The organism is Cellulomonas sp. KH9, from assembly GCF_900114185.1.
Taxonomy (GTDB): Bacteria; Actinomycetota; Actinomycetes; order Actinomycetales; family Cellulomonadaceae; genus Cellulomonas.
The window spans coordinates 69,512-92,673 of record NZ_FOSE01000003.1; the positions used below are offsets into that span (position 1 = coordinate 69,512).

At 76.2% G+C, this 23,162-nt stretch carries 22 protein-coding genes; 11 read left to right on the top strand and 11 right to left on the bottom strand.

Annotated features, from left to right (window positions below):
* Positions 1 to 3 precede the first annotated feature (3 nt).
* Positions 4 to 552: a TetR/AcrR family transcriptional regulator gene (locus BMZ16_RS10280; protein WP_089800188.1), complete on the bottom strand. Its 549-nt coding sequence runs from the start codon at positions 550 to 552 to the stop codon at positions 4 to 6.
* Positions 553 to 660: 108 nt separating this feature from the next.
* On the opposite strand from BMZ16_RS10280, the gene BMZ16_RS10285 reads away from it, so the two are divergent.
* The 6 genes from BMZ16_RS10285 to BMZ16_RS10310 all read left to right on the top strand — a co-directional run bounded on the left by BMZ16_RS10285 (position 661) and on the right by BMZ16_RS10310 (position 5,450).
* Positions 661 to 2,586 (top strand): oxidoreductase, encoded by a 1,926-nt coding sequence (locus tag BMZ16_RS10285; RefSeq protein ID WP_089800190.1) that lies wholly within the window; start codon positions 661 to 663, stop codon positions 2,584 to 2,586.
* A 137-nt stretch (positions 2,587 to 2,723) separates the two neighbouring features.
* On the top strand, positions 2,724 to 2,882 hold the full coding sequence (locus BMZ16_RS19270; RefSeq protein WP_177199663.1) for a hypothetical protein: 159 nt from the start codon (positions 2,724 to 2,726) through the stop codon (positions 2,880 to 2,882).
* Complete coding sequence (locus BMZ16_RS10295; protein WP_089800194.1) at positions 2,879 to 3,010, top strand: chromosome partitioning protein; 132 nt, start codon at positions 2,879 to 2,881, stop codon at positions 3,008 to 3,010. The genes BMZ16_RS19270 and BMZ16_RS10295 overlap by 4 nt, the downstream gene beginning before the upstream one ends.
* 177 nt (positions 3,011 to 3,187) lie before the next feature.
* A complete protein-coding gene (locus BMZ16_RS10300; protein ID WP_089800197.1) occupies positions 3,188 to 4,258 on the top strand; it encodes an iron-containing redox enzyme family protein in 1,071 nt (356 codons plus the stop codon).
* On the top strand, positions 4,255 to 5,241 hold the full coding sequence (locus BMZ16_RS10305) for a glycosyltransferase family 2 protein (RefSeq protein WP_089800198.1): 987 nt from the start codon (positions 4,255 to 4,257) through the stop codon (positions 5,239 to 5,241). The genes BMZ16_RS10300 and BMZ16_RS10305 overlap by 4 nt, the downstream gene beginning before the upstream one ends.
* Entirely contained in the window at positions 5,238 to 5,450 is a 213-nt protein-coding gene (locus BMZ16_RS10310; protein ID WP_089800200.1) for a CDGSH iron-sulfur domain-containing protein, read from the top strand. Before BMZ16_RS10305 ends, BMZ16_RS10310 begins: the two co-directional genes overlap by 4 nt.
* A 12-nt stretch (positions 5,451 to 5,462) precedes the next feature.
* Here the strand turns inward: BMZ16_RS10310 and BMZ16_RS10315 are convergent, their stop codons facing one another.
* Complete coding sequence (locus BMZ16_RS10315; RefSeq protein ID WP_089800201.1) at positions 5,463 to 6,482, bottom strand: aldo/keto reductase; 1,020 nt, start codon at positions 6,480 to 6,482, stop codon at positions 5,463 to 5,465.
* A 163-nt stretch (positions 6,483 to 6,645) separates the two neighbouring features.
* Here BMZ16_RS10315 and BMZ16_RS10320 point away from each other — a divergent pair, with 163 nt between their 5' ends.
* Positions 6,646 to 7,254 (top strand): TetR/AcrR family transcriptional regulator, encoded by a 609-nt coding sequence (locus tag BMZ16_RS10320; protein WP_089800203.1) that lies wholly within the window; start codon positions 6,646 to 6,648, stop codon positions 7,252 to 7,254.
* A gap of 37 nt (positions 7,255 to 7,291) precedes the next feature.
* Here BMZ16_RS10320 and BMZ16_RS10325 read toward each other — a convergent pair whose 3' ends face one another.
* On the bottom strand, positions 7,292 to 7,861 hold the full coding sequence (locus tag BMZ16_RS10325; protein WP_089800205.1) for an NADPH-dependent FMN reductase: 570 nt from the start codon (positions 7,859 to 7,861) through the stop codon (positions 7,292 to 7,294).
* A gap of 147 nt (positions 7,862 to 8,008) precedes the next feature.
* Between BMZ16_RS10325 and BMZ16_RS10330 the strand changes: the two genes are divergently transcribed.
* Both BMZ16_RS10330 and BMZ16_RS10335 read left to right on the top strand, forming a co-directional pair.
* The gene (locus BMZ16_RS10330) at positions 8,009 to 9,970 is read left to right on the top strand and encodes a right-handed parallel beta-helix repeat-containing protein (RefSeq protein WP_089800207.1); all 1,962 of its coding nucleotides are present in this window, start codon (positions 8,009 to 8,011) and stop codon (positions 9,968 to 9,970) included.
* A gap of 196 nt (positions 9,971 to 10,166) precedes the next feature.
* Positions 10,167 to 11,744, top strand: coding sequence for a SulP family inorganic anion transporter (locus BMZ16_RS10335; RefSeq protein WP_089800210.1), 1,578 nt, complete (start codon positions 10,167 to 10,169; stop codon positions 11,742 to 11,744).
* 99 nt (positions 11,745 to 11,843) lie between these two features.
* Here BMZ16_RS10335 and BMZ16_RS10340 read toward each other — a convergent pair whose 3' ends face one another.
* The 4 genes from BMZ16_RS10340 to BMZ16_RS10355 are packed head-to-tail and all read right to left on the bottom strand — an operon-like array spanning position 11,844 to position 14,917.
* Entirely contained in the window at positions 11,844 to 12,707 is an 864-nt protein-coding gene (locus tag BMZ16_RS10340) for an anti-sigma factor (protein WP_369822534.1), read from the bottom strand.
* Positions 12,691 to 13,263, bottom strand: a complete 573-nt coding sequence (locus BMZ16_RS10345; RefSeq protein ID WP_089800213.1) for an RNA polymerase sigma factor — start codon at positions 13,261 to 13,263, stop codon at positions 12,691 to 12,693. The genes BMZ16_RS10340 and BMZ16_RS10345 overlap by 17 nt, the downstream gene beginning before the upstream one ends.
* Positions 13,264 to 13,320: 57 nt before the next feature.
* Positions 13,321 to 14,058, bottom strand: coding sequence for a class F sortase (locus tag BMZ16_RS10350; RefSeq protein WP_255366558.1), 738 nt, complete (start codon positions 14,056 to 14,058; stop codon positions 13,321 to 13,323).
* 13 nt (positions 14,059 to 14,071) lie between these two features.
* On the bottom strand, positions 14,072 to 14,917 hold the full coding sequence (locus BMZ16_RS10355; protein ID WP_089800218.1) for a DUF4397 domain-containing protein: 846 nt from the start codon (positions 14,915 to 14,917) through the stop codon (positions 14,072 to 14,074).
* Between the two features lie 310 nt (positions 14,918 to 15,227).
* Between BMZ16_RS10355 and BMZ16_RS10360 the strand changes: the two genes are divergently transcribed.
* Positions 15,228 to 15,524, top strand: a complete 297-nt coding sequence (locus BMZ16_RS10360; protein WP_089800219.1) for a DUF1540 domain-containing protein — start codon at positions 15,228 to 15,230, stop codon at positions 15,522 to 15,524.
* Positions 15,525 to 15,597: 73 nt separating this feature from the next.
* Here the strand turns inward: BMZ16_RS10360 and BMZ16_RS10365 are convergent, their stop codons facing one another.
* Together BMZ16_RS10365 and BMZ16_RS10370 are read right to left on the bottom strand one after the other, a co-directional pair.
* The gene (locus tag BMZ16_RS10365; protein ID WP_089800221.1) at positions 15,598 to 16,350 is read right to left on the bottom strand and encodes a phosphotransferase; all 753 of its coding nucleotides are present in this window, start codon (positions 16,348 to 16,350) and stop codon (positions 15,598 to 15,600) included.
* A gap of 86 nt (positions 16,351 to 16,436) precedes the next feature.
* Positions 16,437 to 17,261 carry a hypothetical protein gene (locus BMZ16_RS10370; protein WP_089800222.1) on the bottom strand — a complete coding sequence of 275 codons (825 nt, stop codon included), beginning with the start codon at positions 17,259 to 17,261 and terminating at the stop codon, positions 16,437 to 16,439.
* 286 nt (positions 17,262 to 17,547) lie between these two features.
* Between BMZ16_RS10370 and BMZ16_RS19955 the strand changes: the two genes are divergently transcribed.
* Positions 17,548 to 21,633, top strand: coding sequence for a sigma-70 family RNA polymerase sigma factor (locus BMZ16_RS19955; RefSeq protein WP_089800224.1), 4,086 nt, complete (start codon positions 17,548 to 17,550; stop codon positions 21,631 to 21,633).
* Between the two features lie 101 nt (positions 21,634 to 21,734).
* Here the strand turns inward: BMZ16_RS19955 and BMZ16_RS10380 are convergent, their stop codons facing one another.
* Positions 21,735 to 22,118, bottom strand: coding sequence for a hypothetical protein (locus BMZ16_RS10380; RefSeq protein WP_143082794.1), 384 nt, complete (start codon positions 22,116 to 22,118; stop codon positions 21,735 to 21,737).
* Positions 22,119 to 22,384: 266 nt separating this feature from the next.
* The gene (gene upp, locus BMZ16_RS10385) at positions 22,385 to 23,020 is read right to left on the bottom strand and encodes a uracil phosphoribosyltransferase (RefSeq protein ID WP_089800228.1); all 636 of its coding nucleotides are present in this window, start codon (positions 23,018 to 23,020) and stop codon (positions 22,385 to 22,387) included.
* Between the last annotated feature and the right edge of the window lie 142 nt (positions 23,021 to 23,162).

The following is a 23,162-nucleotide window of genomic DNA, read 5'->3' on the forward strand; positions in this document are numbered from 1 at the left end:
GCCTCAGGGCCGCAGGCCCGCCAGCGCGATCGTCAGCCCGCGGTCGAGCGCCGCGTCCCGCACGTCGTCGTCGTGCGAGGTCAGCAGGCCCTCGACCATGGTGAGGACGAGGTGCACGTCGGTGACGGTGACGTCGGGTGCGACCTCGCCCAGGGCGACGGCGTCGGCGAGGGGGCCGGCGACGATGCTGCCGATGCGCTCGCCGAGCGCCTGCAGGTGGCCGGCGGCGTCGGGGGCGGAGCGCATGAGCGGGAACAGCCCGGTGAGCCGGCGCTGGCCCTCGGCGATGCGTCGCACGACGGCGTCGAACGTGCCGGGCCGCCCGGCGCGCGTGGCGGCCAGGTGCTCGGCGTCGTCGAGGTGCCGGCCGTAGAGCCCGGCCGCGAGCGCGTACCGGTCGGGGAAGTGGCGGTAGACGGTGGCGCGGCCGACGCCCGCCTCGCGGGCGACCTCGCTGAGGGGTGCGGTCAGGCCCTGGGCGGCGAAGACGCGTTCGGCGGCGGCGATCACGGCGGCGCGGTTGCGCGCGGCGTCCCGTCGCGCGGAGGTCACCCGGTGAGTTTAGGACGTTGATCCCGACGCCGCGGGCGGGCCGCCGGAATACTCGGAGCAGAAACGGACGCGGTCGTCCGTTTCAATCCCTTCCCTGATCGGAGCCCTGTGACTCGCCACCCCCGCATGCTGGAGCCCGCCCGGTGGGGCTCCCTCGAGCTGCCCAACCGCACCTTCATGCCGCCCATGGGCACCCACACGGCGAACGCCGACGGCACGATCTCCGCCGCGGGTGTCGCGTACCTCGTCGCCCGCGCCCGCGGCGGCGTCGGCCTGCTCATCACCGAGTCCATCCAGACGCAGGACGTCTACGACCTGCCCACCGGGTCGACCATCAGCCTCACCCACGACCGGCACGTCGCCCCGCTGCGCGACGCCGTCGCCGAGGTCCACCGCGCCGGCGGGCTCATCAGCGCCAACCTCACCCCGGGCCTCGGGCGCATCATGCCGGGCGGCCCCGGCGGCCTGCCTCCGTTCTCGGCGTCCGACTGCCCCACACTCATGGACCCGGGCGTCCGCTGCCGCGCGCTGAGCACCGAGCAGGTCGAGGACATCCTCGACCGGTTCCGCGCCGCGACCCGCCGCGCCCTGGCATGCGGCTTCGACGCCATCGACCTGCACGGGCACACCGGGTACCTGACCGACCAGTTCCTGTCGTCCGTGTGGAACACGCGCACCGACCGGTTCGGCGGGGACGTCCGGGGCCGGGCGACCTTCGCCACCGAGATGATCCGGATCGTGCGCGAGGAGGGCGGTGCCGACTTCCCGCTGTCCATGCGGATCTCCGTGCGCCAGGGCTTCCCCGGCGGGCGCACCCCCGAGGAGGCGCGCGAGCTCGCGGTGATCCTGCAGGACGCCGGGCTCGACGTGCTGCTCGTCGACGCCGGCTCCTACGAGGCGATCGACTACTCGTTCCCGTCGTACTACATGGGCGACGGCGTCTACCTGCCGGACGCCGAGGTCGTGAAGCCCGTGCTGCGCATCCCCGTCGCGGTCAACGGCAACCTCACGCCCGACCTGGCGGAGCAGACCCTCGCCGCCGGCACGGCGGACTTCGTCGGGTTCGGCCGCATGGTCATCGCCGACCCCGACCTGGTCCGCAAGGTCGCCGAGGGACGCGCCGCGCAGGTGCGCCCGTGCATCCGCTGCAACGAGCTGTGCATCGGCAACGTCGTCGCCGGCAAGGCGCTGGGCTGCTCGGTCAACCCCGAGGCCGCGCAGGAGGCGACGCGGGTGCTGCTGCCGACCCCGGTGGTCCGCGCGGTCACGGTCGTCGGGGGCGGACCCGGCGGGCTGGAGGCGGCGCGGGTCGCGGCCGAGCGCGGCCACAAGGTCGACCTCTACGAGCGCGGGCCGCGGCTCGGTGGCGTCCTCGAGCCTGCCGCCACCCCGGAGTTCAAGCGCGAGCTGCACCGCATGGTCGACTGGTGGGAGGGCGAGATGGCGCGCCTGGGTGTGACCGTCCACCTCGGTCACGAGGTGACCGCCGACGCCCCCGAGCTCACCGACGCCGACGCGGTCGTGGTCGCCACCGGCTCCACGCCCTGGGCGCCGCCCGTCCCCGGTGCCGACGGCCTGTCCGCGGTGCACGTGCTCGACTTCCACCGCGGCGCGCACGTCGGACCGCGCGTCGTCGTCTGCGGCGGCGGCCTGTCCGGTGCGGACGCCGCGCTCGAGCTCGCGCTCGACGGGCACGACGTGACGATCGTCGAGGCCGCCCCGCAGATCGCCGCCGACATGGTGGTGCACAACCGCGTCGCGCTGCTGCGCCGGCTGGCCGAGGTCGGGGCACGGGTGCTCACCGGCCACCGCGTCACCGCGATCGGCGACGGCACGGTCGTGTGCGAGGGTCCGGACGGCGTCGTCGAGCTGGCCGCCGACACCGCGCTGCTGGCCTTCGGTGTCCGCCCCGACCGTGCGCTGCCCGACGCGCTCGCGGACCGCCCGGCCACCCACGTCGTGGGGGACTGCGTGCAGCCGTCGAAGGTCGGCGACGCGATCCACGCGGGCTACGCCGCGGGCGCCGCGATCTGACGCACACGCCCCGGTCGGCACGGCCGGTGCGTGGCGGGTCGTCGTCGGATCCCGGCGACGACCCGCCGCGCGTGCCGGCGCACCGCCGTGCGCTCGTCCGGGTGCGCGCCGCGCGCGCCGGTGCGAACGTGGGTCGCATGAGCGAAGAGACCACGGGCTACGACCCGGACCAGGACCCCGACGCCGACCCCGCCAACCTCAACCCCCGCACCGGGGCCGCCGCGCAGGGCGGCGCCGACCAGGACGCCGACACCGACGCGGAGCCGGCCAACCTCAACCCGCGGGACGACGCATGAGCGAGGGCCTGCCGGACAGCTTCGACGAGAAGCAGCCCGACCTGCCGTCGCTCGGCGTCGACCCCGACCCGATCCCCGACGAGCACGAGGGCAACGCCCCGGACGGGGAGGGCGGGGACCCGTCCTGACGCGCGCCGCCGCGGGCACCGGGCGCGACGCCCCGGGGCCCGGCGCGCGGGCGGGTGCGCGGCGCACGCGACCGGGTGGGCGTGACCAGTGGCACGTGCCCCCCGGTGGCGGGGTCCGGGGGGTCGGGTCACGATGAGCGGGCGCCGAGCAGGGCGCCTACCTGCAGGAGGAGCTCGATGACCACCCAGCTGCCGTCCCCGGCGCCCGTCACGACCGGGGCGCAGTCCCCGATGCCGATCCCCACCCCCCGCGGCCCGCTGAGCGACACGCTGCTCCGCGTCCTCACGTGGTCCGCCGACCCCGGGTCCCTGCACGCGTCCGTCGCGGACGTCCTCGCGTCGCCGTCCGGCTCCTGGCTCGAGCACGACGACGTGCAGCTCGCGCTGACGTGCATGTACGAGCTGCACTACCGGGGTCTGACCGGCGTCGACGACGACTGGGAGTGGCAGCCCGACGTGCTGGGCGCCCGCGCTGCCCTGGAGCAGGCGGTCGAGGCGGAGCTGCGCGAGCGCGTGGCCGTCCCGGACCTGCCGGAGGGCTCGTCCGCGCAGCAGGTCGCCGCCGCCCTGTTCGCCCTGACGTCCGCCGACGGCGGGCCGAGCATGTCCCGCTGGATCGCGCGCCGCGCGGACCGCTCCCAGCTCGAGGAGCTGCTGGTCCACCGCTCCGTCTACCAGCTCAAGGAGGCGGACCCCCACACGTGGTCGGTGCCGCGCCTGGGCGGTGCGCCCAAGGTCGCGATGATGGAGATCCAGTCCGACGAGTACGGCGCTGGGGACCCCGAGCGGCAGCACGCGGCGCTGTTCGCCACCGCGATGCGCGGCCTGGGCCTCGACGACACCTACGGGCGCTACGTCGACCACGTCCCGGCCGTCACGCTCGCGCACCCCAACGCGATGTCGATGTTCGGCCTGCACCGCCGGCTGCGCGGCGCGATCGTCGGGCACCTGGCGGCGTTCGAGATGACGTCGTCGATCCCCAACCGCCTGTACGGCAACGGCATGCGCCGCCTGGGCCTGGGGCAGGACGTCACCGAGTACTTCGACGAGCACGTCGAGGCCGACGCGGTGCACGAGCAGATCGCCGGCCGGGACCTCGCGGGCCGGCTGGTCGAGCAGGACCCGGCGCTCGCGGGCGACGTGATGTGGGGCGCCGCCGCGTGCCTCGCGCTCGACGGGTGGTGGGCGCAGCACGTGCTGGACCGCTGGGAGGCCGGTGAGACGTCGTTGCGGGAGCCGCTGCGATGACCGTGCGCCACCGTGACGCGGTGTACGTGCTGCCGCTGCGCCACGAGACGCCCCTGGACGTCGAGGCGCTGTCGTACCTGGTGGGCCTGGTGCGGGAGGTGCGGGTCGTGGTCGTCGACGGCTCGCCGCCGCACGTGCGCGAGCGCAACGCCCACGCGCTGCCGCGGGACGTCGTCCACGTCGAGGCGCCGGACCCGGTGCCGGGCCGCAACGGCAAGGTCCAGGGGGTGCGACGCGGGCTGGAGGTCTCCGACGCGCCGCTCGTCGTCGTCGCGGACGACGACGTCCGCTGGGAGCCCGCCGACCTGGCGCGCGCGCTGCGGATGCTCGACGACGTGGACCTGGTCCGTCCGCAGAACGCGTTCGACCCGCTGCCGTGGCACGCGCGGTGGGACACCGGGCGGGCGCTGGTGAACCGGGCGGTCGGCGGGGACTGGCCCGGCACGCTGGTGGTGCGGCGCGACGCGCTGCCGCCGCACGGCTACGCGGACCACGTGCTGTTCGAGACCCTCGAGCTGGTGCGCACCGTCCAGGCGCGCGGTGGTCGCACCCGCGTCGCGCGCGACCTCGTGGTCCGGCGGGTCCCGCCCACGCCGGGACGGTTCGTCGACCAGCGGCTGCGCCAGGCGTACGACAGCCATGCCCAGCCCGCGCGGCTGGTGGCCGAGCTCGCGCTGCTGCCGCTGCTGGCCGCGGCCGGGCGTCGGTACGGTCCGGCGCGTGCCGCCGCGGCCGCCGCGGTCCTCATGGCGGGCGTCGCCGAGGCCGGGCGCCGGCGTGACCGCGGGACGCACCACTACCCGGCGACGTCGGCCGCCTGGGCCCCGGCGTGGCTCGCGGAGCGGGCCGTCCTGGCGTGGGTCGCGCTCGGCTACCGGTTCACCGGCGGCGTCCCCTACGGGGGCACCCGGATCCGCACGGCGGCGCAGTCCGCCCGCCGGCTGCGGCGCGAGGCCGTCGCCGAGGCCCGGGCGGCGGCGTGAGCGCCGACGAGTCCCGCCGACCGGTGCGGATCACCCCCTGCCCGGACGGCCCGCTGCTGGTCCGCGGCCCGATCGAGGTCGTCGACGCCGACGGTCGGACGGTCGTGCCGACCCGCCGCACCGTCGCGCTGTGCCGCTGCGGCGGGACCGCGACTCCGCCGTGGTGCGACGGCACGCACAAGGTGAACGGGTTCCGCACGCCCGAGTGAGGGTCGGTGCCGCTACCGGCGCCGCAGCCGGGCGTCCAGCAGCGACGGCGGGTCGTCCATCTTCTCGCCCGGCGCGAGGTCCACGCCGGGCGGGACGATCGCGTCGACGGCGTCCAGGACGTCATCGGTCACGACGGTCTCGGCCGCGGCGAGCTGGTCGTGCAGGTGCTCCAGGGTGCGCGGCCCGATCAGCGCGCTCGTGACGCCGGGGTGCGCGGTGACGAACCCGAGGGCGAGCTGGACCAGCGTGAGACCCGCCTCGTCCGCGACGGCCGCGAACCGCTCGACGGCGTCGAGGCGCGTGCGGTTGACCGGCAGCTCGAGGTCGAACCGCTCGGGCAGGAAGCTGGTGCGGTTCGTGGTGATCGGCCGGCCGGCCCGGACGGCGCCGGACAGCCACCCGGATGCGAGCGGGCTCCACACGAGGACGCCGAGCCCGTACTCCTGGGCGACGGGAAGGACGTGCGTCTCGACACCGCGCTGCAGCAGGGAGTAGCTGGGCTGCTCGGTGACGTACCGCGAGAGCGCGTGCTCGCGGGCGGCCCACTGCGCCTGGACGATGCGGTAGGCGGGGAACGTCGAGGACCCGAAGTACCGGATCTTGCCGGCGCGCTGCAGGTCGGTCAGGGCCGAGAGCGTCTCGTCGTCCGACGTCTCGGGGTCCCACCGGTGCACCTGGTAGAGGTCGACGTGGTCCACGCCGAGCCGCCGCAGGCTGTCGTCGAGCGCACGGGTGAGCCAGCGGCGCGAGGCGCCGCGGTGGTTGGGCTGGTCCGTCATCGGGAGCACGGCCTTGGTGGCCAGGACGACGTCGTCACGGCGACCGGCGATCGCGCGCCCGACCATCTCCTCGGACTGCCCGCGGCTGTAGTGGTCGGCGGTGTCGATGACGTTGACGCCCGCGTCGAGAGCCGTCCGGACGATGGCGTCGACCTCGGCCTGCGTGGTGCGGCCGACGGCGCCGAAGTTCATGGCGCCGAGCGCCAGGGTGCTGACCTGGACGCCGGTGCGTCCGAGCGGGCGGTAGCGCATGGGGCTCTCCTCGTGACGGGGGTGGCGGTGCAGTGCACTGCGGCGGGGCGCTGTCCCCGCCGCGGGCTGGTGCCGTGGCGGGCGGGGTGCGAGGCTGGCGAAGCGGAGCGCCGCTCCGCCAACATACGGAACAACGCTCCGATTGCGCAAGGGAGACGCCCGCGTGACCTCGCCCCGCCCCGGCACGACCGAGCCGCCGAGCGCCCCCCGCCGCCGGCGCGTCGACGCCCGCCGCAACGAGCAGGCCCTGCTCGACGCCGCCGCGGCGGTCTTCGTGGCCTCGGGCGTCGACGCACCGGTCCGCGCGATCGCCGCGGCCGCAGGTGTCGGCATGGGCACGATCTACCGCCACTTCCCGACCCGCGCCGACCTCGTCGTCGCCGTCTACCGCCACCAGGTCGAGGCGTGCGCGCAGGCCGCCCCCGCGCTGCTGCAGGAGCGGCCGACGCCGTACGCGGCGCTGCTCGCCTGGGCCGACCTCTTCGTCGACTTCCTCGTCACGAAGCACGGGCTGGCCGCAGCGCTGCGCGACGACCGTGCGGGGTTCGAGACCCTGCACGCGTTCTTCCTCGAGCGGCTCGTCCCCGCGTGCGACGCGCTGCTCGAGGCCGCGCGGGCGGCCGGCGAGGTGCGCGGCGACGTGCCCGCCGCGGGTCTGCTGCGCGGCATCGGCAACCTGTGCGCGTCGGGCGGTGCGGACCCGACCTACGACGCCCGCGCGATGGTGCGCCTGCTCCTGGCGGGGCTCACCGCGCCGGAGCCCCCGGCGTGACGAGCGGTGCCGGCGTGACCGGCGTCGTCGGTGCGCCTCAGTCCCGCGGGAGCACCGCCAGCACCCGCTCGACGTGGTCACGGAACTCCTGCATGAACTGCCGCAGGAACTCCGCGGTGTCCTCGTCCGTCACCTCGCCGGAGTCCGTGTAGGCGTCGGGCACGAACTGGATGTACGCCTCGGGCGACGTCATCTGGCGGGCGTTGCAGTAGCTGAGGACGCCCCGCAGGCTCTGCTGCGCCAGCGCGGTGCCGATCATGCCGGGCGACGCGCCGATGACGGCGGCGGGCATGTGGTCGAACGAGTTCTGACCGTGCGGCCGCGACGCCCAGTCGATCGCGTTCTTCAGCGCGCCCGGGATCGACCGGTTGTACTCCGGGGTGATGAACAGGACCGCGTCCGACGCGGCGAGCGCGTCCTTCAGGGCGCGCGCCTCGGGCGGGTAGTCGTCGTCGAAGTCGGGGGAGTAGAGCCGCAGGTCGCCGATGGGGATCTCGGTGAGCTCCAGGTCGGCCGGGGCGAGCCGGACCAGGGCCTTGCCGAGCGTCCGGTTGACCGACGTCGACGACAGGCTCCCGACGAGGTACGCGACCTTGTACGTGCTCATGCTCGACCTCCTCGTCGGCGGTCCCGGGGGCACCGGGCGGGGCCCGTCCACCCTCTCAGCGGCCCCGCGGTACCCGCCACCGCAGGGTGGGCGCGCGCCGCGCGCCACCCGCCCGTCGAGCCGTCGGACCCCCGGTAGTGTCGGTTCATGGCAATGGTTATCCACGTCTCTGTCCAGGGCTCCGACGACGCCGTCGGCACGCAGGACGCCCCGCTGCGCACCATCGACCGCGCGGCCCAGCTCGCCCGCCCCGGTGACACGGTCACCGTGCACGCGGGGGTCTACCGCGAGTGGGTGCGCCCCCGCCGCGGCGGCCGCGGTGAGAACCGCCGCATCACCTACCAGGCCGCACCCGGTGAGCACGTGCGCATCACCGGCTCCGAGCAGGTCACCGGCTGGGAGCCGGTCGGCGGCGGGGTGTGGCGCGTCGAGGTGCCCAACACGCTGTTCGGCGAGGTCAACCCGTTCGCGGTCGAGGTCGACGGCGACTGGATGGTCCGCCCGGGGCGCGACGAGCCGAAGAAGCACCTCGGCGCGGTGTACCTCGACGGCCGCCGGCTGCTGGAGGTCGGATGCGTCGACGCCGTGACGTCCGCCCCCCGGCGCACCGAGCAGGTCGACGACTGGACCGGCACGACCGTCCCCGTGCCCGACCCGGACTGGACGCCGCGCGTCTGGCACGCCGAGGTCGGCGCCGACGTCACGACGATCCACGCGAGCTTCGGCGACGCCGACCCGAACGCGGCGCTGGTCGAGATCAACGTGCGCCGTGCCGTGTTCTTCCCCGAGGACCACCACGTCGACTTCATCACCGTCCGCGGCTTCGAGCTGTGCCAGGCGGCGACGCAGTGGGCGCCGCCGACCGCGGACCAGCCCGGCCTGATCGGGCCCAACTGGGCCCGCGGCTGGGTCATCGAGGACAACGACATCCACGACGCGACGTGCTCGGCGGTCTCGCTGGGCAAGGAGGCGTCGACGGGCGACAACTACGCCACCGACCGGGGCGACAAGCCGGGCTACCAGTACCAGCTGGAGTCCGTGTTCTCGGCGCGGCAGATCGGCTGGGACCGCGAGCACGTCGGTTCGCACGTGGTGCGCCGCAACCACATCCACCACTGCGGGCAGAACGCGGTCGTCGGGCACCTGGGCTGCGTGTTCTCCCGCATCGAGGACAACCACATCCACGACATCGCCAACGACCGCGAGTTCTACGGGCACGAGATCGCGGGCATCAAGCTGCACGCGCCGATCGACGTCGTCATCGCGGGCAACCGCATCCACGACTGCTCGCTCGGCATCTGGCTGGACTGGCAGACGCAGGGCACGCGCATCACGAGCAACGTGCTGTGGGACAACGCCCGCGACCTGTTCATCGAGGTCAGCCACGGCCCCTACGTCGTCGACCACAACGTGCTGGCCTCCCCGGTGTCGGTGGAGAACCACAGCCAGGGCGGCCTGTACGCACGCAACCTGCTGTGCGGCACGGTCGGCCTCAAGCAGATGCTCGACCGCGCGACGCCGTACCACCGCCCGCACTCCACGCAGGTGGCCGGCTACGCGATCATCCTCACCGGCGACGACCGCTGGATCGGCAACGTGTTCGCCGGCGGCGACCTCGACGCGGCGTACGCGGCGGACTCGTGGGGCCGCATCGGCTCGCAGACCGGTACCAGCGCGTACGACGGCTACCCGACGTCCCTCGAGCAGTACCTCACCGACATGGGTGACCGCTGGGACGGCGACCACAACCGCTTCGGCAGCCGCGTGCAGCCCTACTGGTCGCGCAGCAACGTGTTCGTCGGCGGCGCCCGCCCGGCTGACGTCGAGTCCGACCCGCTCGTGCTCGACGGCCCCGCGCGCGTCGAGGTCGTGACCCAGGGCGACGAGGTGTGGCTCGAGGTCGACGTGCCCGGCGCAGACGCCGCGGTGCTCGACGTCGTCACCGGCGCCGGGCTGCCGCCCGCACGCCTGGTGGGCGCGGAGTTCGAGGACCCGGACGGCGGCGCGCTGGTGCTCGACTCCGACCTGGTCGGCGACCGGCTGGACGGTGAGCTGCCGGCCGGTCCGCTGGCCGGCGGGCTGTCCGGCGCGCGCGTCCGCCTGCTCTGAGAGAGCCCCCCGGACGACCTGACGCACCTCGCCACGACGCCCCGCCGCCCCTCACCGGGTGGCGGGGCGTCCGCGTGCCGCCGCACCGGTTACCGTGACGGCCGAGGGCTCGAGCCGTCCACCCGCTGCGGTGACGCCGGCCGGCCCGCACCGGCGGTGCACCCGACGGTCCCGCCCCACCCCACGGAAAGCCCGCATGCCTGACGACCCCCGCACGCCCCGGCCCGCCACCCGCCCCGCCGACGGTGCCCCCGCCCCCGCGACCGCCTCCGTGACCGCCGCCGGCCCGCCGGAGGCCGACGAGTCCCACTCCGTCCTCGCGGCCCTGCGGTCCCCGCGCCGGCTGCGCACCGAGGTGCTCGCCGGGCTCGTCGTGGCCCTGGCGCTCATCCCGGAGGCGATCGCGTTCTCGGTGATCGCGGGCGTCGACCCGCGCGTCGGGCTGTTCGCGTCGTTCACGATGGCCGTGACCATCGCGTTCCTCGGGGGCCGTCCGGCGATGATCTCGGCCGCGACCGGTGCGGTCGCGCTGGTCGTGGCGCCGGTCGCGCGCGAGCACGGCGTGGACCACCTCATGGCGACGATCGTGCTGGCCGGGGTCGTCCAGGTGGCGCTCGCCCTGCTGGGCGTGGCACGGCTCATGCGGTTCATCCCGCGGTCCGTCATGGTCGGGTTCGTCAACGCGCTGGCGATCCTCGTCCTGATGTCCCAGGTCCCGCACGTCGTCGGCGTGCCGTGGCTCGTGTACCCGCTGGTCGCGGTCGGCGTCGTCGTCATCGTGCTGCTGCCGCGCTGGACGACGGCCGTCCCCGCCCCGCTGGTCGCGGTCGTGCTGCTCACGGGGGCGGTGGTGCTCGCCGGCCTCGACGTGCCGACCGTCGGCGACGAGGGCGCCCTGCCCGAGTCCCTGCCGTCGCTGCTGTGGCCCGACGTGCCGCTCACCCTGGACACCCTGCGGACCATCGCGCCGTACGCGGTCGCCGTGGCGTTCGTCGGGCTGCTGGAGTCCCTGCTGACGGCGAAGCTGGTCGACGACATCACGGACACGCACTCGGACAAGACCCGCGAGGCGTGGGGCCAGGGCGGCGCCAACATCGTCACCGGCCTGTTCGGCGGCATGGGCGGCTGCGCGGTGATCGGCCAGACGATGATGAACGTGAAGATCTCCGGTGCCCGCACCCGCATCTCGACGTTCCTCGCCGGGGTGTTCCTGCTGGTCCTCGTCGTGGGGCTGGGCGACGTGGTCGCGGTGATCCCGATGGCGGCGCTGGTCGCGGTGATGGTCATGGTGTCCGTCGGGGCCTTCGACTGGCACTCGGTGCACCCGCGCACGCTGCGGCGCATGCCGCGCTCCGAGACGGCCGTGATGCTGACGACCGTGGTGGCCACCGTCACCACGCACAACCTGGCGTACGGCGTGCTGGCCGGCGTCCTGCTGGCCACCGTCCTGTTCGCGCGGCGCGTCGCGCACGTCACCACGGTGACCCGCCTCGCCGCCGACGACGCCGGCCGCGCCGTCTACGCCGTGTCCGGCGAGCTGTTCTTCGCGTCGTCCAACGACCTCGTCTACCGGTTCGACTACGCCGGCGACCCGGACGAGGTCGTCATCGACCTGAGCCGCGCGCACGTGTGGGACGCCTCCACGGTGGCCACGCTGGACGCCATCACCCACAAGTACGCGCTCAAGGGCAAGTCCGTGACGATCGTCGGCATGGACGCCGCGAGCGAGGCGCGCCACGCACGCCTCGCCGGGAACCTGGGCGCGGGGCACTGACGCGCCGCTCGGCGCCCCGGCCCAGGCGTCGAGCGCGCTGCCCGGCCTCAGGCGTCGAGCGCGCTGCCCGGCCTCAGGCGTCGAGCGCGCTGCCCGGCCTCAGGCGTCGAGCGCGCCGCGCACCACCGAGACCCCGGAGTGGGCGGGCTCGCCGTCCAGCGGCTCGTCGCTGACGTCGACCACCGGGTACTCCGCCAGGTCCAGGCCCGGCGGCAGCGCGAACGTGCCGCTCGTGCCGTCGAGCGTCCCCAGGCTGACCAGCCCCGAGACGTCGGGGCGCAGCAGCCACACCTCGAGGAACCCCTCGCCCTGCGGCGCCTCGTCCAGGTCGACGACCAGCGAGCGCGTCCCGTCGGGTGCGGTGCGCACCTGCGCCGTGCCCGTCTCCGACCAGCCCGGCAGCGGCTCGAGGACGGCCGACGCCAGGACGGTCGACGGGTCGGGGCGCTCCAGGTAGGCCGTCGCGCCGGCGCCGCCCACCACGAGCCCGACGGCCGCGGCGATCGCGATCCGCGCGGGCCGCGCACGGCGGCGCGACGCGAGCGGCGTCACCGTGGCGGACGGGCCGTCCGGCTCGCCGCGCGACGACCCGTCGACCTGGCCGCCGGGGGAGGGCGGGAACGTGTCGTCCCGGGCTGCCGGGAGGGGGTCGTCGTCCGGGTCGGACGTCGCGGCGTCGGGCGCACCGGTCACCGGCCCGCCGCGTGCTGCGGCGTGCGCGCGCTCCCCGAGGCCCAGCTCGGCCGCCACGCGGTCCCACACCTGCGGGCCGGGGGCCACCAGGTGCGGCTCGGGCCCGGACTCGCGCGCCAGGTCCGCGACGCCGTGCAGCGCCTGGACCTCGTCGGCGCACTGCGGGCAGGAGGCGACGTGGTCGAGGTCGCCCGGCGTGCCCACCCGCTCGCCGAGAGCGAGGAGGGCGAGGGTCTCGTCGTCCACGTGCAGGTCATCGGACGGCACCATCCACCTCCCATCGGGTCCGTAGGCGCGCCAGGCTACGTCGCACGTGACTCTTCACGGTCCCGAGCGGCATCCCCAGCCTGTCGGCGATCTGGTCGTGCGTCAGGTCGTCGAAGAACGCGAGCCGCAGGATCGTGCGCTGCGGATCACCCAGGTCGGCGAGGGCGTCGGCCATGACGACCCGGTCGACGACCCGCTGGTCCAGCATCGCGGCGGGCAGGCGGTCCGGGTCGGTCGCGACCTCGGGCTGCTCGCGCACCCGGCGGTCCCGGGTGCGGCGCTCGTGGGCGTCCGCGACCGCGTGCCGGGCGATGCCCAGCAGCCAGGCGGGCAGCCGCGCACGGTCCGGGTCGAACCGCGCCCGCCCCCGCCAGGCCTCCACGAACACCTGCTGCGTGACGTCCTCGGCATCCGTCCGATCGCCGAGCGAGCGCAGGGCGACCGTGTGGACGAGCGCGGACCAGCGGCGGTAGGCCTCGCCGATGGCCGCCTCGTCCCCCGCCGCGAAGGCGCGTCCCAGCACCTCCACGTCGTCGGGCACGGTGGCCGACGTGCTCACCCGCGCTCCTTCCGTCCCTGCCCCGGTACCGCGCGCACGGCGTGCGCTCCACGGCGCTCATCCACCCGCGCCGTCCACGACGGGGTCGGCGGTCACCGCGACGTTGTCGGCATAGTGCCCCACTTCGCGGTCGAACGCCCCTCCACAGGTGACGAGGACGAGACGCGGGCTCCCCTCCCGATCGAACCACTGCTCGACCGGCGCGTCCTGCTTGGGCACCTGGGCGACCTCCCGGACGGTGTACGCGTGCACCACGCCGTCCGCCGTGGTGACCTCGACGCGGGCCCCGGGGGAGACCTCGCGCAGCTCGGAGAACGGGCCGATCCCGGTGGTCCAGGAGTCCACGTGCGCCGCGACGACCGTGGCCCCGGCGGGGTCCGCGGGCGACGGGCCGAACCGGTACCAGCCGGCCCGGTCCGCGTCCTGCGGGATCTCCATGGTGCCGTCCTCCGCCACGCCGACCGCGTCGATCGGCATGTCCAGGCCCAGGTCCGGCACGACCAGCCGCACCGGGGCCGGTGCCGCGGCGGGCACCGAGCCCAGGCCCGCGTCCTGCACCGGCACGTCGGGGACGGCGGGCCCCGCAGCCGGGGGGCTCGCCGTCGGCGTGGCGGCCGGTGCGGTGGCGCTGGGGGCCGGTGCGGAGGCGGTCCCCTCCGACGTCCCGCACGCCCCCAGCAGGGCGACGACGGCCAGCGCCGCCGCGCACGTCGAGCGCACGCGGCGGCGGGCAGTCGCCGCGCCCGGCGGCCGGCCGGCAGGGGCGGGCCGGCCGCCGGGCACGAGGTGGTTCACGGTGCTCCCGTGGTCAGCGACGCACGGTCGCGCGACGGGCCACCTGACGTCCGGCCACGGCCAGACCGGTCACCCCGGCGACGACGAGCATCGTCAGCGCGACCGGCAGCACGGGGGACGACTCGTCCGCCGCGAGGCCGACCTGGCCCGCCTGGACGCCGGACGGGTTGGAGTGCAGCCCGGTCACCGTCTGCGTGGCGAGCGCGAGGTTGCCCGCCTCGAGCGAGCCCCACGCGTAGACGACCGTCAGGGCGCCCTCGGTGACGGGGACGTCGGCCGGGCCGAGCACGGCCGGCTCGGTCGTGCCGGCGGCGACCACCGTGGCCTGGACGGTGCCGGCCGGCAGGTCCAGGCTCTTCTCGTTCGGGTTGGTCAGGTTGCTGATGACGGGCTGCCCGCCGGCGAGGACGTCGACCGCGGGGGCGGCGGCCACGTGCCGGACCGTGAGCCGGCCCTGGCCCGCCGCGGTGGGCGCGGTGTCGTTGGTGAACAGCGTGGCGGTGGGGGTGCCGGAGCCGTCGAGGTGGGCCACGGCCGTGTAGTTGCCGCCGCCCTCCAGCGTCAGGTCCACGGGGCCGATGGCCGGGGACGAGGCGTCGGCCGCGTCGGCGGCGGTGATCGCCACGGTGTACGTGCCGGCGGGCAGGTCCAGCGGACCGGCGAGCGTGCCGGGCGTGAAGTCGTCGAGCGTCCGCTCGCCGTTCACCCACACGTCGACCGTCAGGTCGGGGACCCCGTGCAGCACCGACAGCTTGGCGGTGCTGCCGGTCGCGGCGGTGGCGGGCAGCGCAGCGATGGAGGTGAGGAGGCCGAGGGCCAGGGCGCCGGCAGCCGTACCGGTGAGGAGTCGTGCGCGCATCGGGGAAGTCCTTCCAACGGGCCCGCGGGGCGGCGGGCGGGGACGTGCTGACACCCCTACTTCCCCCGCGGGGCCCGCCGTGGATGCACCCGGGACGCACTTTCTTCCGACGACCTCACGCGGGGGCGTCCGCCCGGGCACTTCCGGGGTGGGCGCCTGACCTGCCCGGACGTCGTTTGCGCAACAGCGGCGTTGCGTAAAAAGTGCCGCTGACCTGCGGGTTAGCCTGGCCTGCCTTGCTGGCGGGCCGGCCCGGGCGGGTCTAGCGTCGAAGGGTGCACCGCGCACGTCCCACCCCCCGGAGGTCGTCATGAGCACCCTCGCAGAGCTTCCCGCCGTGGCCGAGTGCTCGGTCGCCGGCTGTTCGTACAACGACCACTCGTCCTGCCACGCCGCCGCCGTGACCATCGGCGGCACCGGCGACGCGCAGTGCGCCACCTTCATCCCGCTGGGCGTCAAGGGCGGCCTGGACCGTGTCGTCTCGCACGTCGGCGCCTGCCAGCGTCAGGACTGCTCGCACAACACGCACCTGGAGTGCGGCGCGCCGTCGGTGCGCATCGGGGCCGGCCACGACCTGGCCGACTGCCTCACCTACGCGCCGCGCTGACCGCCTGCGCCGCCGGGCCACGCACCACGGCCGCACCCGTCCGACGGGTGCGGCCGTCGTCGTGCGCGGGCCGTCAGGGGTTCGACGTGAGTGCGACCATGGTGCGCACCAGGGCGGCCGCGGCGGGCACCAGCTCACGCTCGCCGGGCAGCAGCAGCGGCGCGGTCGAGCGCAGGGCCGCCGCGTCGTCGAGCGCGGACAGCGGGGACACGTCGCTGGAGTGCAGGAACGCGGCGAGCAGCGCACGGGCCGCCTGCGAGTAGTCGCCGCCGGCGTCGACGGCGACCTCGGCGATGAGGACGGCGGTCACCGCGACGTCCAGCTCGGCGGTGCCGGTGCGGGAGTTGGCCCAGTCCAGGACCCGGGGTCCGATCTCCGTGAGGATGACGTTGCCGGGGTGCAGGTCGAGGTGCACCACCACCGGCCCGCCGCTCAGGGTCTGCCAGTCGTGGTCGGACGGCACCTGCCAGGACCGCGGTGCCGGGACCAGGTGCAGCCGGGCGTGCAGGTCCGCGAGCACCTGTGCGGCGTCGGCGATGGAGATCTCCCCGGCACCCAGCGCCTGCAGCAGGGTCGGACCGTGCATCCGGGTCATGACGATGTCCGAGCCGGCCGCGTCGAGCACCTCGGGGGCCGGGTAGGCGTGCTGCCGGACGTGGCGCAGCAGCTCGACCTCGGGTCCCGCGTCGCGGCCCTCGCGGTAGCGGCGCAGCACCCGGTGGTCGTCGAGCGCGTAGACGTCGGCCGAGGTGCCGGAGGTCAGCAGCGGTCCGGGGACCTCGGCCGGCGGTGCCGCGTCGTGCGGGACCACGTCGGCGGGAGGCATGACATCGACGGTAACGCCGTTCGCCCCGATCTGTCGCGGGGTGGGCGACATCGGGTGCTTCGCACGGATCGACGGTGCGGGGTGGGTCAGCGGCCCTCGGCCGGCCCGGCGGGGCGGGGGATCCCGGCCCACGGCTCGGGGCGCGCCAGGTGCGACAGGCGCTGGACGGCCTCGGCGTGCGTCTCCGGCAACGGCTCCACCCACACACGCACGGGCTGGCGCACGGAGATCCGCACGTCGAGGTCCGCGCACCGCCCGGCGACGTCCGCGCGCAGCTCGGCCACCCGCGCGTCCACGTCGTCGTCGGTGCGGGTCAGCACCACGAACACCCCGCCCCCCAGCGTCGCCATGGGGTGGCCGGTGCCGAACGTCGCGCGCAGTGCCGCCCCCACGGCCGCGGACCGGGCGGCCCGCACCATCCCGGTGACGTGCCCCGCGGCGACGTCGACCACGGCCAGCCCGTGGCGCAGGGCGGGGTCCACGTCGTCCTGCTCCGCCACCAGGTACGTCTCCGCCAGGCGCACGGCCAGGTACTGCTGGGTCGGCAGCCCGGTCTCCGGGTCGACGCACGCGCCGGCCGTCACCAGCACGGCCTGCGCGTCCGACCAGCCCTCGTTGAGCGCGCGCACCGCGTCGATCGGGGGCGTGGGCCGCCCGGTGGACCGGTAGAGGCAGACCAGGTCGTCGAGCGTCTCCCCGATGCCCACGCCGTGCTCCCCGCGGGCGCGGCCCAGCGCCCACGCGGCGCGGGACGGGTCGTCGTCGGCGAGCACGGCGACGGCCAGCGCGTCCACCGCCGGGTGGTACCAGTCGGAGGGTCGCCGCCACACGGAGGCGACGCTCTCCTCGCGCCAACGCTCCCGCAGCCCCTCGGGCAGGGCGTGCCCGTCCTTGCCGATGTCCGTCGTCACACCGGAGGAGAGGGGCGGCGGGGCGGATCGTGACGCGGATCGGGGTGGTTTCACCCGGTCGGCCCCAGGATCACCCGATCGGACGCGCCCGCCCGGTGTGCAGGGCAGCGTCGTCGCGCGGGCCCCGACGGGCGGCTCACAGGCCCACGACCTGCGACGCCGCACGATTCGTCCCGGTCGTCCGACCTGCGGCACCCTGTTCGTCCGATCGGTCGGGTATGGCACCCTGTAGCGGCGAGGCCGCACGCAGGCGGCGGCCCACCGGTAGACGTGACGAGGACCCGGCGTGGCGGCAGGCGCGAGCGACAACGACGTCGTCGAGGACGACGCCACGTTGCTGAGCGCCACCCGTACGGGTGACTCCGCCGCCTTCGGTCGTCTCTACGAGCGGCACGCCGGGGCCGCGCTCGTCGTGGCGCGGCAGTACACGGACTCCGCCCCGGACGCCGAGGACGTCGTCGCCGACGCGTTCGCCAACGTCCACCGGGCGCTGCTCGGCGGGCACGGCCCCGACGCGGCGTTCCGCGCCTACCTCTTCACCGTGGTGCGCCGCGTGGCGTCCGTGCAGCGCACCGCCGGTCGGCGTGCCGAGCCCACGGACGACGTCGCGACGCTCGAGACCGCCTCCGCACCGGTGGCCGCCGCGGAGGAGCCGACGCTGGCGGGCTTCGAGCGCAGCGTCGTCGCCCGCGCCTTCCGCTCCCTGCCCGAGCGCTGGCGCGAGGTGCTGTGGCACAGCGAGGTCGAGGGGCTGGCCCCGGCGCAGATCGCACCCATCGTCGGCCTGAGCGCCAACAGCACCGCCGCGCTGGCGTACCGGGCGCGCGAGGGTCTGCGCCAGGCCTACCTGCAGCAGCACCTGCAGGACCCGCTGGACGACGGCTGCCGGGCCGTCGCCGGCAAGCTCGGTGCGCACGTGCGCGGCGGGCTGGCGGCGCGCGACACCCGGCAGGTCGAGACGCACCTGGACGGCTGCGGGGAGTGCCGCGCGCTGGCCCTGGAGCTCGGCGACGTCAACCACGGGATGCGGGCCGTCGTGGCGCCGCTGGTGCTGGGGCTGCTCGGGCTCGGCGCGCTCGGGCACGACCTGCCGGTCGGCGGCGGCCTCGCGGCCGGCGCGGCGGCGCTGGGCCGGGCCGGGGGCGCCGGTGCGCCGGGCGGTGCCGGGGCGCCGGGTGGTGCCGGGAGCTCGGGTGGTGCCGGGACGGGCGGCTCGGGTGCCGGGGCGTCCGGTGCCGGGGCGTCGGGCGGTGCGGGCTCGGGTGCCGGTGCGGCCGGGTCGGCGGGTGCGGTCGGTGCCGGGGCGGGTGGCGTCGCGGCGACGGGTGCCGTGGGCACCGTCACCGGGGCGTCCGCAGCCGTCGGCGGTGCGACCGCGGCGAGCGGCGCCGCCGGCCTGCTGGCGGGGATGTCCGCCGGTGCCGTGGCGCTCGCGGCGGCCGCAGCGCTCGTGGTCGTGGGAGTGGTGGCCGCGGCCGTGCTCCTCGTCTCCGGCCCGGACGTGCTGGCGGACCCGACGCCGAGCGTGTCCGGTGCCGCCGAGGCCCGCCCCACGTCTCCGGCGCCGCGGCCGACGCCGGAGGGCACGTCCGCGCCGACGTCCGAGCCGTCGCCCGGCGCCGAGGAGGGCGCCCTCGGCGACGCGGCGCAGGACGACGCCGCCACGGACGACCGTGACGGCGGCGACCCGGAGGGTCGGAACACCGCGGCGCCGACACGCCCCTCCGCACCGGCGACCCCGCCGGGCGCACGCCCCGTCCTCGCCCCGCCGGTCGACGTGGCCCCGGGCACCGGTCCGGGTGTCGACCCCGACCCCGACCCTGCTCCCGATCCCGATCCCGAGCCGCCGCCGGGGCCCGCCGACGTCGTCGTCATCGGCCCGGAGGGTGGCATCGCCCTCGCGGCCGGGGTCGCGGGGCAGGCCATCGAGCTGACGGTGAGCAACGCCGGTGGGCTGCCCGCCGCGGCGCTCGTGGCGGACGTCGAGCTGCCTGCCGGGGTGACGTTCCGACCGGGGGCGCTCGCGTCGCCCGGGTTCGGGTTCGGCCCGGTCGCCGCGGCCGAGGGCGACGGGTGGTCGTGCGTGGGCCGGGACGCCGGCACCGCCGCGACGTGCACGCTGCCGGGGCTCGACCCGGGCCGTGGTGCCGTCCTCTCGCTGCGGGTGAGCGTCGACGAGGGCTGGGTCAGCACGTCCGGCGACGAGGCCGTGCGCATGCGGATCATCGGCGAGGGGCGGACCTGGGAGCCCGCGCCGATGCGCGTACGGGTCGCGGCGTCACCGGCGCGGCTGGCGTTCGACGGCCCCGCGCCCACCGAGGTCCAGCTGGTCGCCGGCCGGGCGCGCACCCTGACGGTGCCCGTGCGCAACGCGGGCGGCACGGCCGTCACGCCCGCCGCCCCGGCGCGCGCCGAGCTGACCCTGCCGCCGGGCGTGAGCGCCACGGCCGCCGCACCGTGGTCGTGCGCCGCCGGGCAGGACGGCCCCACGGTGTGCCGTCACGCCGGTCTCGCACCCTTCGAGCGGTCGCCGCTCACCCTCACGCTGGTCAGCCCGTCCGGTGCCGCGACGGGCAGCGGGACGCTGCACGTGCGGCTGTCCCCGACGGGGCACCGGTCGGCCGAGACGCACGTGGTGACCTCGTCCCTCGTGCGCCCCGCCGTGCTCGGCGTCGAGGTACCCGCCGCGCTCGACGTCGCGCCCGGCACCCCGGCCGACCTGGCCGTCACGGTCGCCAACACCGGTGACCTGCCCGCCACGGGGACGTCGCTGGAGCTCGCGGCACCCGCCGGCGTGGCCGTCACGGACGCCGCGGGCGAGGGCTGGGCCTGCGCCCCGGCCGGCGCGACCGCGACCTGCACCACCGACCTGCCGCCCGGCGCCCGCGGCACCGTCACGGCGCGGGTCACGGCCCCCGCGGGCACCGTCGGCGCGCTCGGTGCGGCCACCGTCCGCGTGAGCGCGCCCGACGCCGACGCCCCCGCGGGCCCCGCGGCGGTGGCCGTCACCGCGATCGAGCCGGTCCTGTCCGTCACCGACGCGGCGGCGGTCGTCGACGCGACGCGCGGCGGCACCGTGGCGTTCGTCGCGGGTGTCGCGGGCACCCGCCCCGACGGCCGGCCCGCGGCCGACGCCGCCGCGGTGGTGGCGACCGTGACCCTGCCGCCCGGCATCACGCACGACCCGACGGCCGCCGGGCCGCAGACCGCCGGGTGCACCGCGACCGGGTCCGTCGTCAGGTGCGACCTGGGCGGCGTGCGCGCGGGCGGGTCCGTGCCCGTGCAGCTGCAGGTGCGGGCGGCCGGCGCCGTGCGCGGCACGGTCGACGTGCGCCTGGCCGCGACGGGTGCGCAGCCCGCGGCCGCGTCCGTGCGGGTCGTGGTGGCATCGGGCAACCTCACCCCCGTGTGGTCGGGCGTCGGGGACCTCGACGTCACCGAGGTCGGCGCACCGCTGCTGCAGTGCGTCGGCGTGTACGGCGGGCCGTGCCCCGTCGTCCGGCAGGACCGCGACAACAACGGCCTCGACATGCGTCCCCTGGACCAGGTGCCGCCGCCCGGCGCGCGCGCCGCGGTGCCCGTCTCGTCGCAGACGCGGCTGGCCGTCCCGGGCGGTCGGCCCGTGGTGTGGGCAGGGCTGTACTGGTCGGCCGTGCGCGGCCCGTCCGACGCCTGGAGCGGGGACCGCAGCACGGCCCGGCTGCGCAGCCCGGACGGCACGTGGACCGACGTCACCGCCGGCTCCGTGGTCGACGTGGCCGACAGCAGCGGGCGGCAGTACTACCAGGCGGCCGTCGACGTCACGGACCTCGTGGCGCGCGGCGGGGCCGGGACGTGGGCGCTGGCGGACACCGCCGTGAGCGCCGGCCGCTCCGACCGCGACCCCACGTACTACGCGGGCTGGTCGCTCGTGGTCGTGCACGGGACGCCCGCCGCGCCCGGCACCCCCGGCGCCTCGTCCGTCACCGTCCACCAGGGCGGCGCCTGGATCGGGACGTCCGGCGCCGCCCCCGCCTTCGCGTTCGTCGGCGAGGCAGGCGCCCGCACCCGCATCGGCGTCGTCGCCTGGGAGGGTGACCGTGCCGCGTCGAACGACCGGCTGACGCTCTCGGGTGTGGGTCCGCTGCGCCCGCTGCGGTGGGACGGCACCGCGACGGTCGGCGGCGGCTCGGCCGGCAACGCGTTCGACTCCACCGCCACCGGCTGGGCCCACCCCAACTCCCTGGGTGTCGACGCCAAGGGGTTCGAGGAGGTCACGCTGCCGTCGGGCGTCGGGACGCTGACGCCGAGCACCGCGGGCGACCAGTACCTGATCGGGGTCATCACCGTGCGGACGGCCGCGCCGCCGTCGCTGCAGGCGCCGCGGCCCTGACGCTCGGTCCACGCAGGCACGCCACCGGTGGCGTGGGGGAAGGGTGCGCTGCCGGGCCGGGCGGGTCCCCCGATCCGGGCCCGGCCCGGCAGCGCGGGTCCTCAGCCGGCGTCCCCCGAGCCGGTGAGGACGTCAGGGGTGCCCGGGTCGGTGTCGGGCACCGGCTCGAGCAGCCGCAGGTGGGTGATGCGCTCACCGAGGCTGCGGACGTCGCCCGCGGTGCCGGGCACCAGCGACAGCGCGGCGAACGTGTCGGCACCGGGCAGCGCCTCCTGCGCGAGCTCGCGCAGCAGGTCGGCCGTCTCCGCGATCTCCGCGGCGCCGGGGCGCGGGGTCGTTCCCGTGTCCGCGCCGTCCTGGGGGAGGCTCACGTAGAGCACGAAGCCGGCACGAGGGCCGGTGGGCGCGGGTGCCAGGGGCGCGGCGGCACGCGGGAGCGGTGGGTGGGTGGTGCGCGGGCGGCGCAACCGAGCGGGTGTGGTCATGGGAGGTCTCCGGGTGCGGGCGGCCGGCGGCGGGGCCGGCGAGGGGCTGCAGGGCTGGACGGGCGGTCCGGGTGGGAGCGGGTCAGGCCCGACACCAACGCGGATACCACCCGGACGCAGGTACGCGGCAGCCATGACGGGCGCACACCAGGGACATCACGGGACTCACCGGACGATCGTGGCACGGCGGTCCGTGTCACCCCAAGGAGTTATCGGCGTCGTCTCAGGCCGTGGGACCGGCCGTCCGAGACGCGAGCACGTGCGGGTCAGACGATCCCGTACAGCCGGTCGCCCGCGTCGCCCAGGCCCGGGACGATGTAGGCGTGCTCGTCGAGCCGCTCGTCGACCGCGGCGACGACCACCTGGACGTCCGCGCGGTCCCCGACGAACTCCTCGACGACCTTGATGCCCTCGGGTGCCGCGATGAGGCACACGGCGGTGACGTCCCGCGCCCCGCGCTGCAGCAGGTAGTCGATCGACGCGACCAGCGTGCCGCCGGTCGCGAGCATCGGGTCGAGCAGGAAGCACTGCCGGCCCGTCAGGTCGTCCGGCAGGCGGTTGGCGTAGGTGATCGCCTCGAGCGTCTCCTCGTCGCGCTGCAGACCGAGGAACCCGACCTCGGCCGTGGGCAGCAGGCGCGTCATGCCCTCGAGCATGCCGAGGCCCGCGCGCAGGATCGGGACCACGATCGGGCTGGGGTCCGCCAGCTTCTTGCCGGTCGTCGTCGCGACGGGCGTCACGACCTCGACCTCACGCGTCCGGACGTCCCGCGTCGCCTCGTAGGCCAGGAGCGTCACCAGCTCGTCGACGAGCTGGCGGAACGTGGGGCTGGGGGTCTTCGCGTCCCGCAGGACCGCCAGCTTGTGGGCGACGAGCGGGTGGTCGGCGACGTGCAGGCGCATGGACCTCAGGGTAGTGCGAGGATGCCCCCGTCCGCCCGGGACGGGGGTCGCGGGCGTGCGGCGCACGCGGGGCCCGGTCCGCCGTGGCGGGCCCCGGACGGCCGCGGACCGGGCGGGACGACGACGGGAGGTGCTGTGGGGG

What these genes read in the sequence shown, in the direction of transcription:
- BMZ16_RS10360 (WP_089800219.1), top strand. Translation starts at nt 15,228, where the DNA reads ATGAGCACCCTCGCAGAGCTTCCCGCCGTGGCCGAGTGCTCGGTCGCC.
- BMZ16_RS10315 (WP_089800201.1), bottom strand. Translation starts at nt 6,482, where the DNA reads ATGCGCTACCGCCCGCTCGGACGCACCGGCGTCCAGGTCAGCACCCTG.
- BMZ16_RS10340 (WP_369822534.1), bottom strand. Translation starts at nt 12,707, where the DNA reads ATGGTGCCGTCCGATGACCTGCACGTGGACGACGAGACCCTCGCCCTC.
- upp (WP_089800228.1), bottom strand. Translation starts at nt 23,020, where the DNA reads ATGCGCCTGCACGTCGCCGACCACCCGCTCGTCGCCCACAAGCTGGCG.
- BMZ16_RS10305 (WP_089800198.1), top strand. Translation starts at nt 4,255, where the DNA reads ATGACCGTGCGCCACCGTGACGCGGTGTACGTGCTGCCGCTGCGCCAC.
- BMZ16_RS10295 (WP_089800194.1), top strand. Translation starts at nt 2,879, where the DNA reads ATGAGCGAGGGCCTGCCGGACAGCTTCGACGAGAAGCAGCCCGACCTG.
- BMZ16_RS10325 (WP_089800205.1), bottom strand. Translation starts at nt 7,861, where the DNA reads ATGAGCACGTACAAGGTCGCGTACCTCGTCGGGAGCCTGTCGTCGACG.
- BMZ16_RS10365 (WP_089800221.1), bottom strand. Translation starts at nt 16,350, where the DNA reads ATGCCTCCCGCCGACGTGGTCCCGCACGACGCGGCACCGCCGGCCGAG.
- BMZ16_RS10355 (WP_089800218.1), bottom strand. Translation starts at nt 14,917, where the DNA reads ATGCGCGCACGACTCCTCACCGGTACGGCTGCCGGCGCCCTGGCCCTC.
- BMZ16_RS10300 (WP_089800197.1), top strand. Translation starts at nt 3,188, where the DNA reads ATGACCACCCAGCTGCCGTCCCCGGCGCCCGTCACGACCGGGGCGCAG.
- BMZ16_RS10335 (WP_089800210.1), top strand. Translation starts at nt 10,167, where the DNA reads ATGCCTGACGACCCCCGCACGCCCCGGCCCGCCACCCGCCCCGCCGAC.
- BMZ16_RS19270 (WP_177199663.1), top strand. Translation starts at nt 2,724, where the DNA reads ATGAGCGAAGAGACCACGGGCTACGACCCGGACCAGGACCCCGACGCC.
- BMZ16_RS10330 (WP_089800207.1), top strand. Translation starts at nt 8,009, where the DNA reads ATGGCAATGGTTATCCACGTCTCTGTCCAGGGCTCCGACGACGCCGTC.
- BMZ16_RS10380 (WP_143082794.1), bottom strand. Translation starts at nt 22,118, where the DNA reads ATGACCACACCCGCTCGGTTGCGCCGCCCGCGCACCACCCACCCACCG.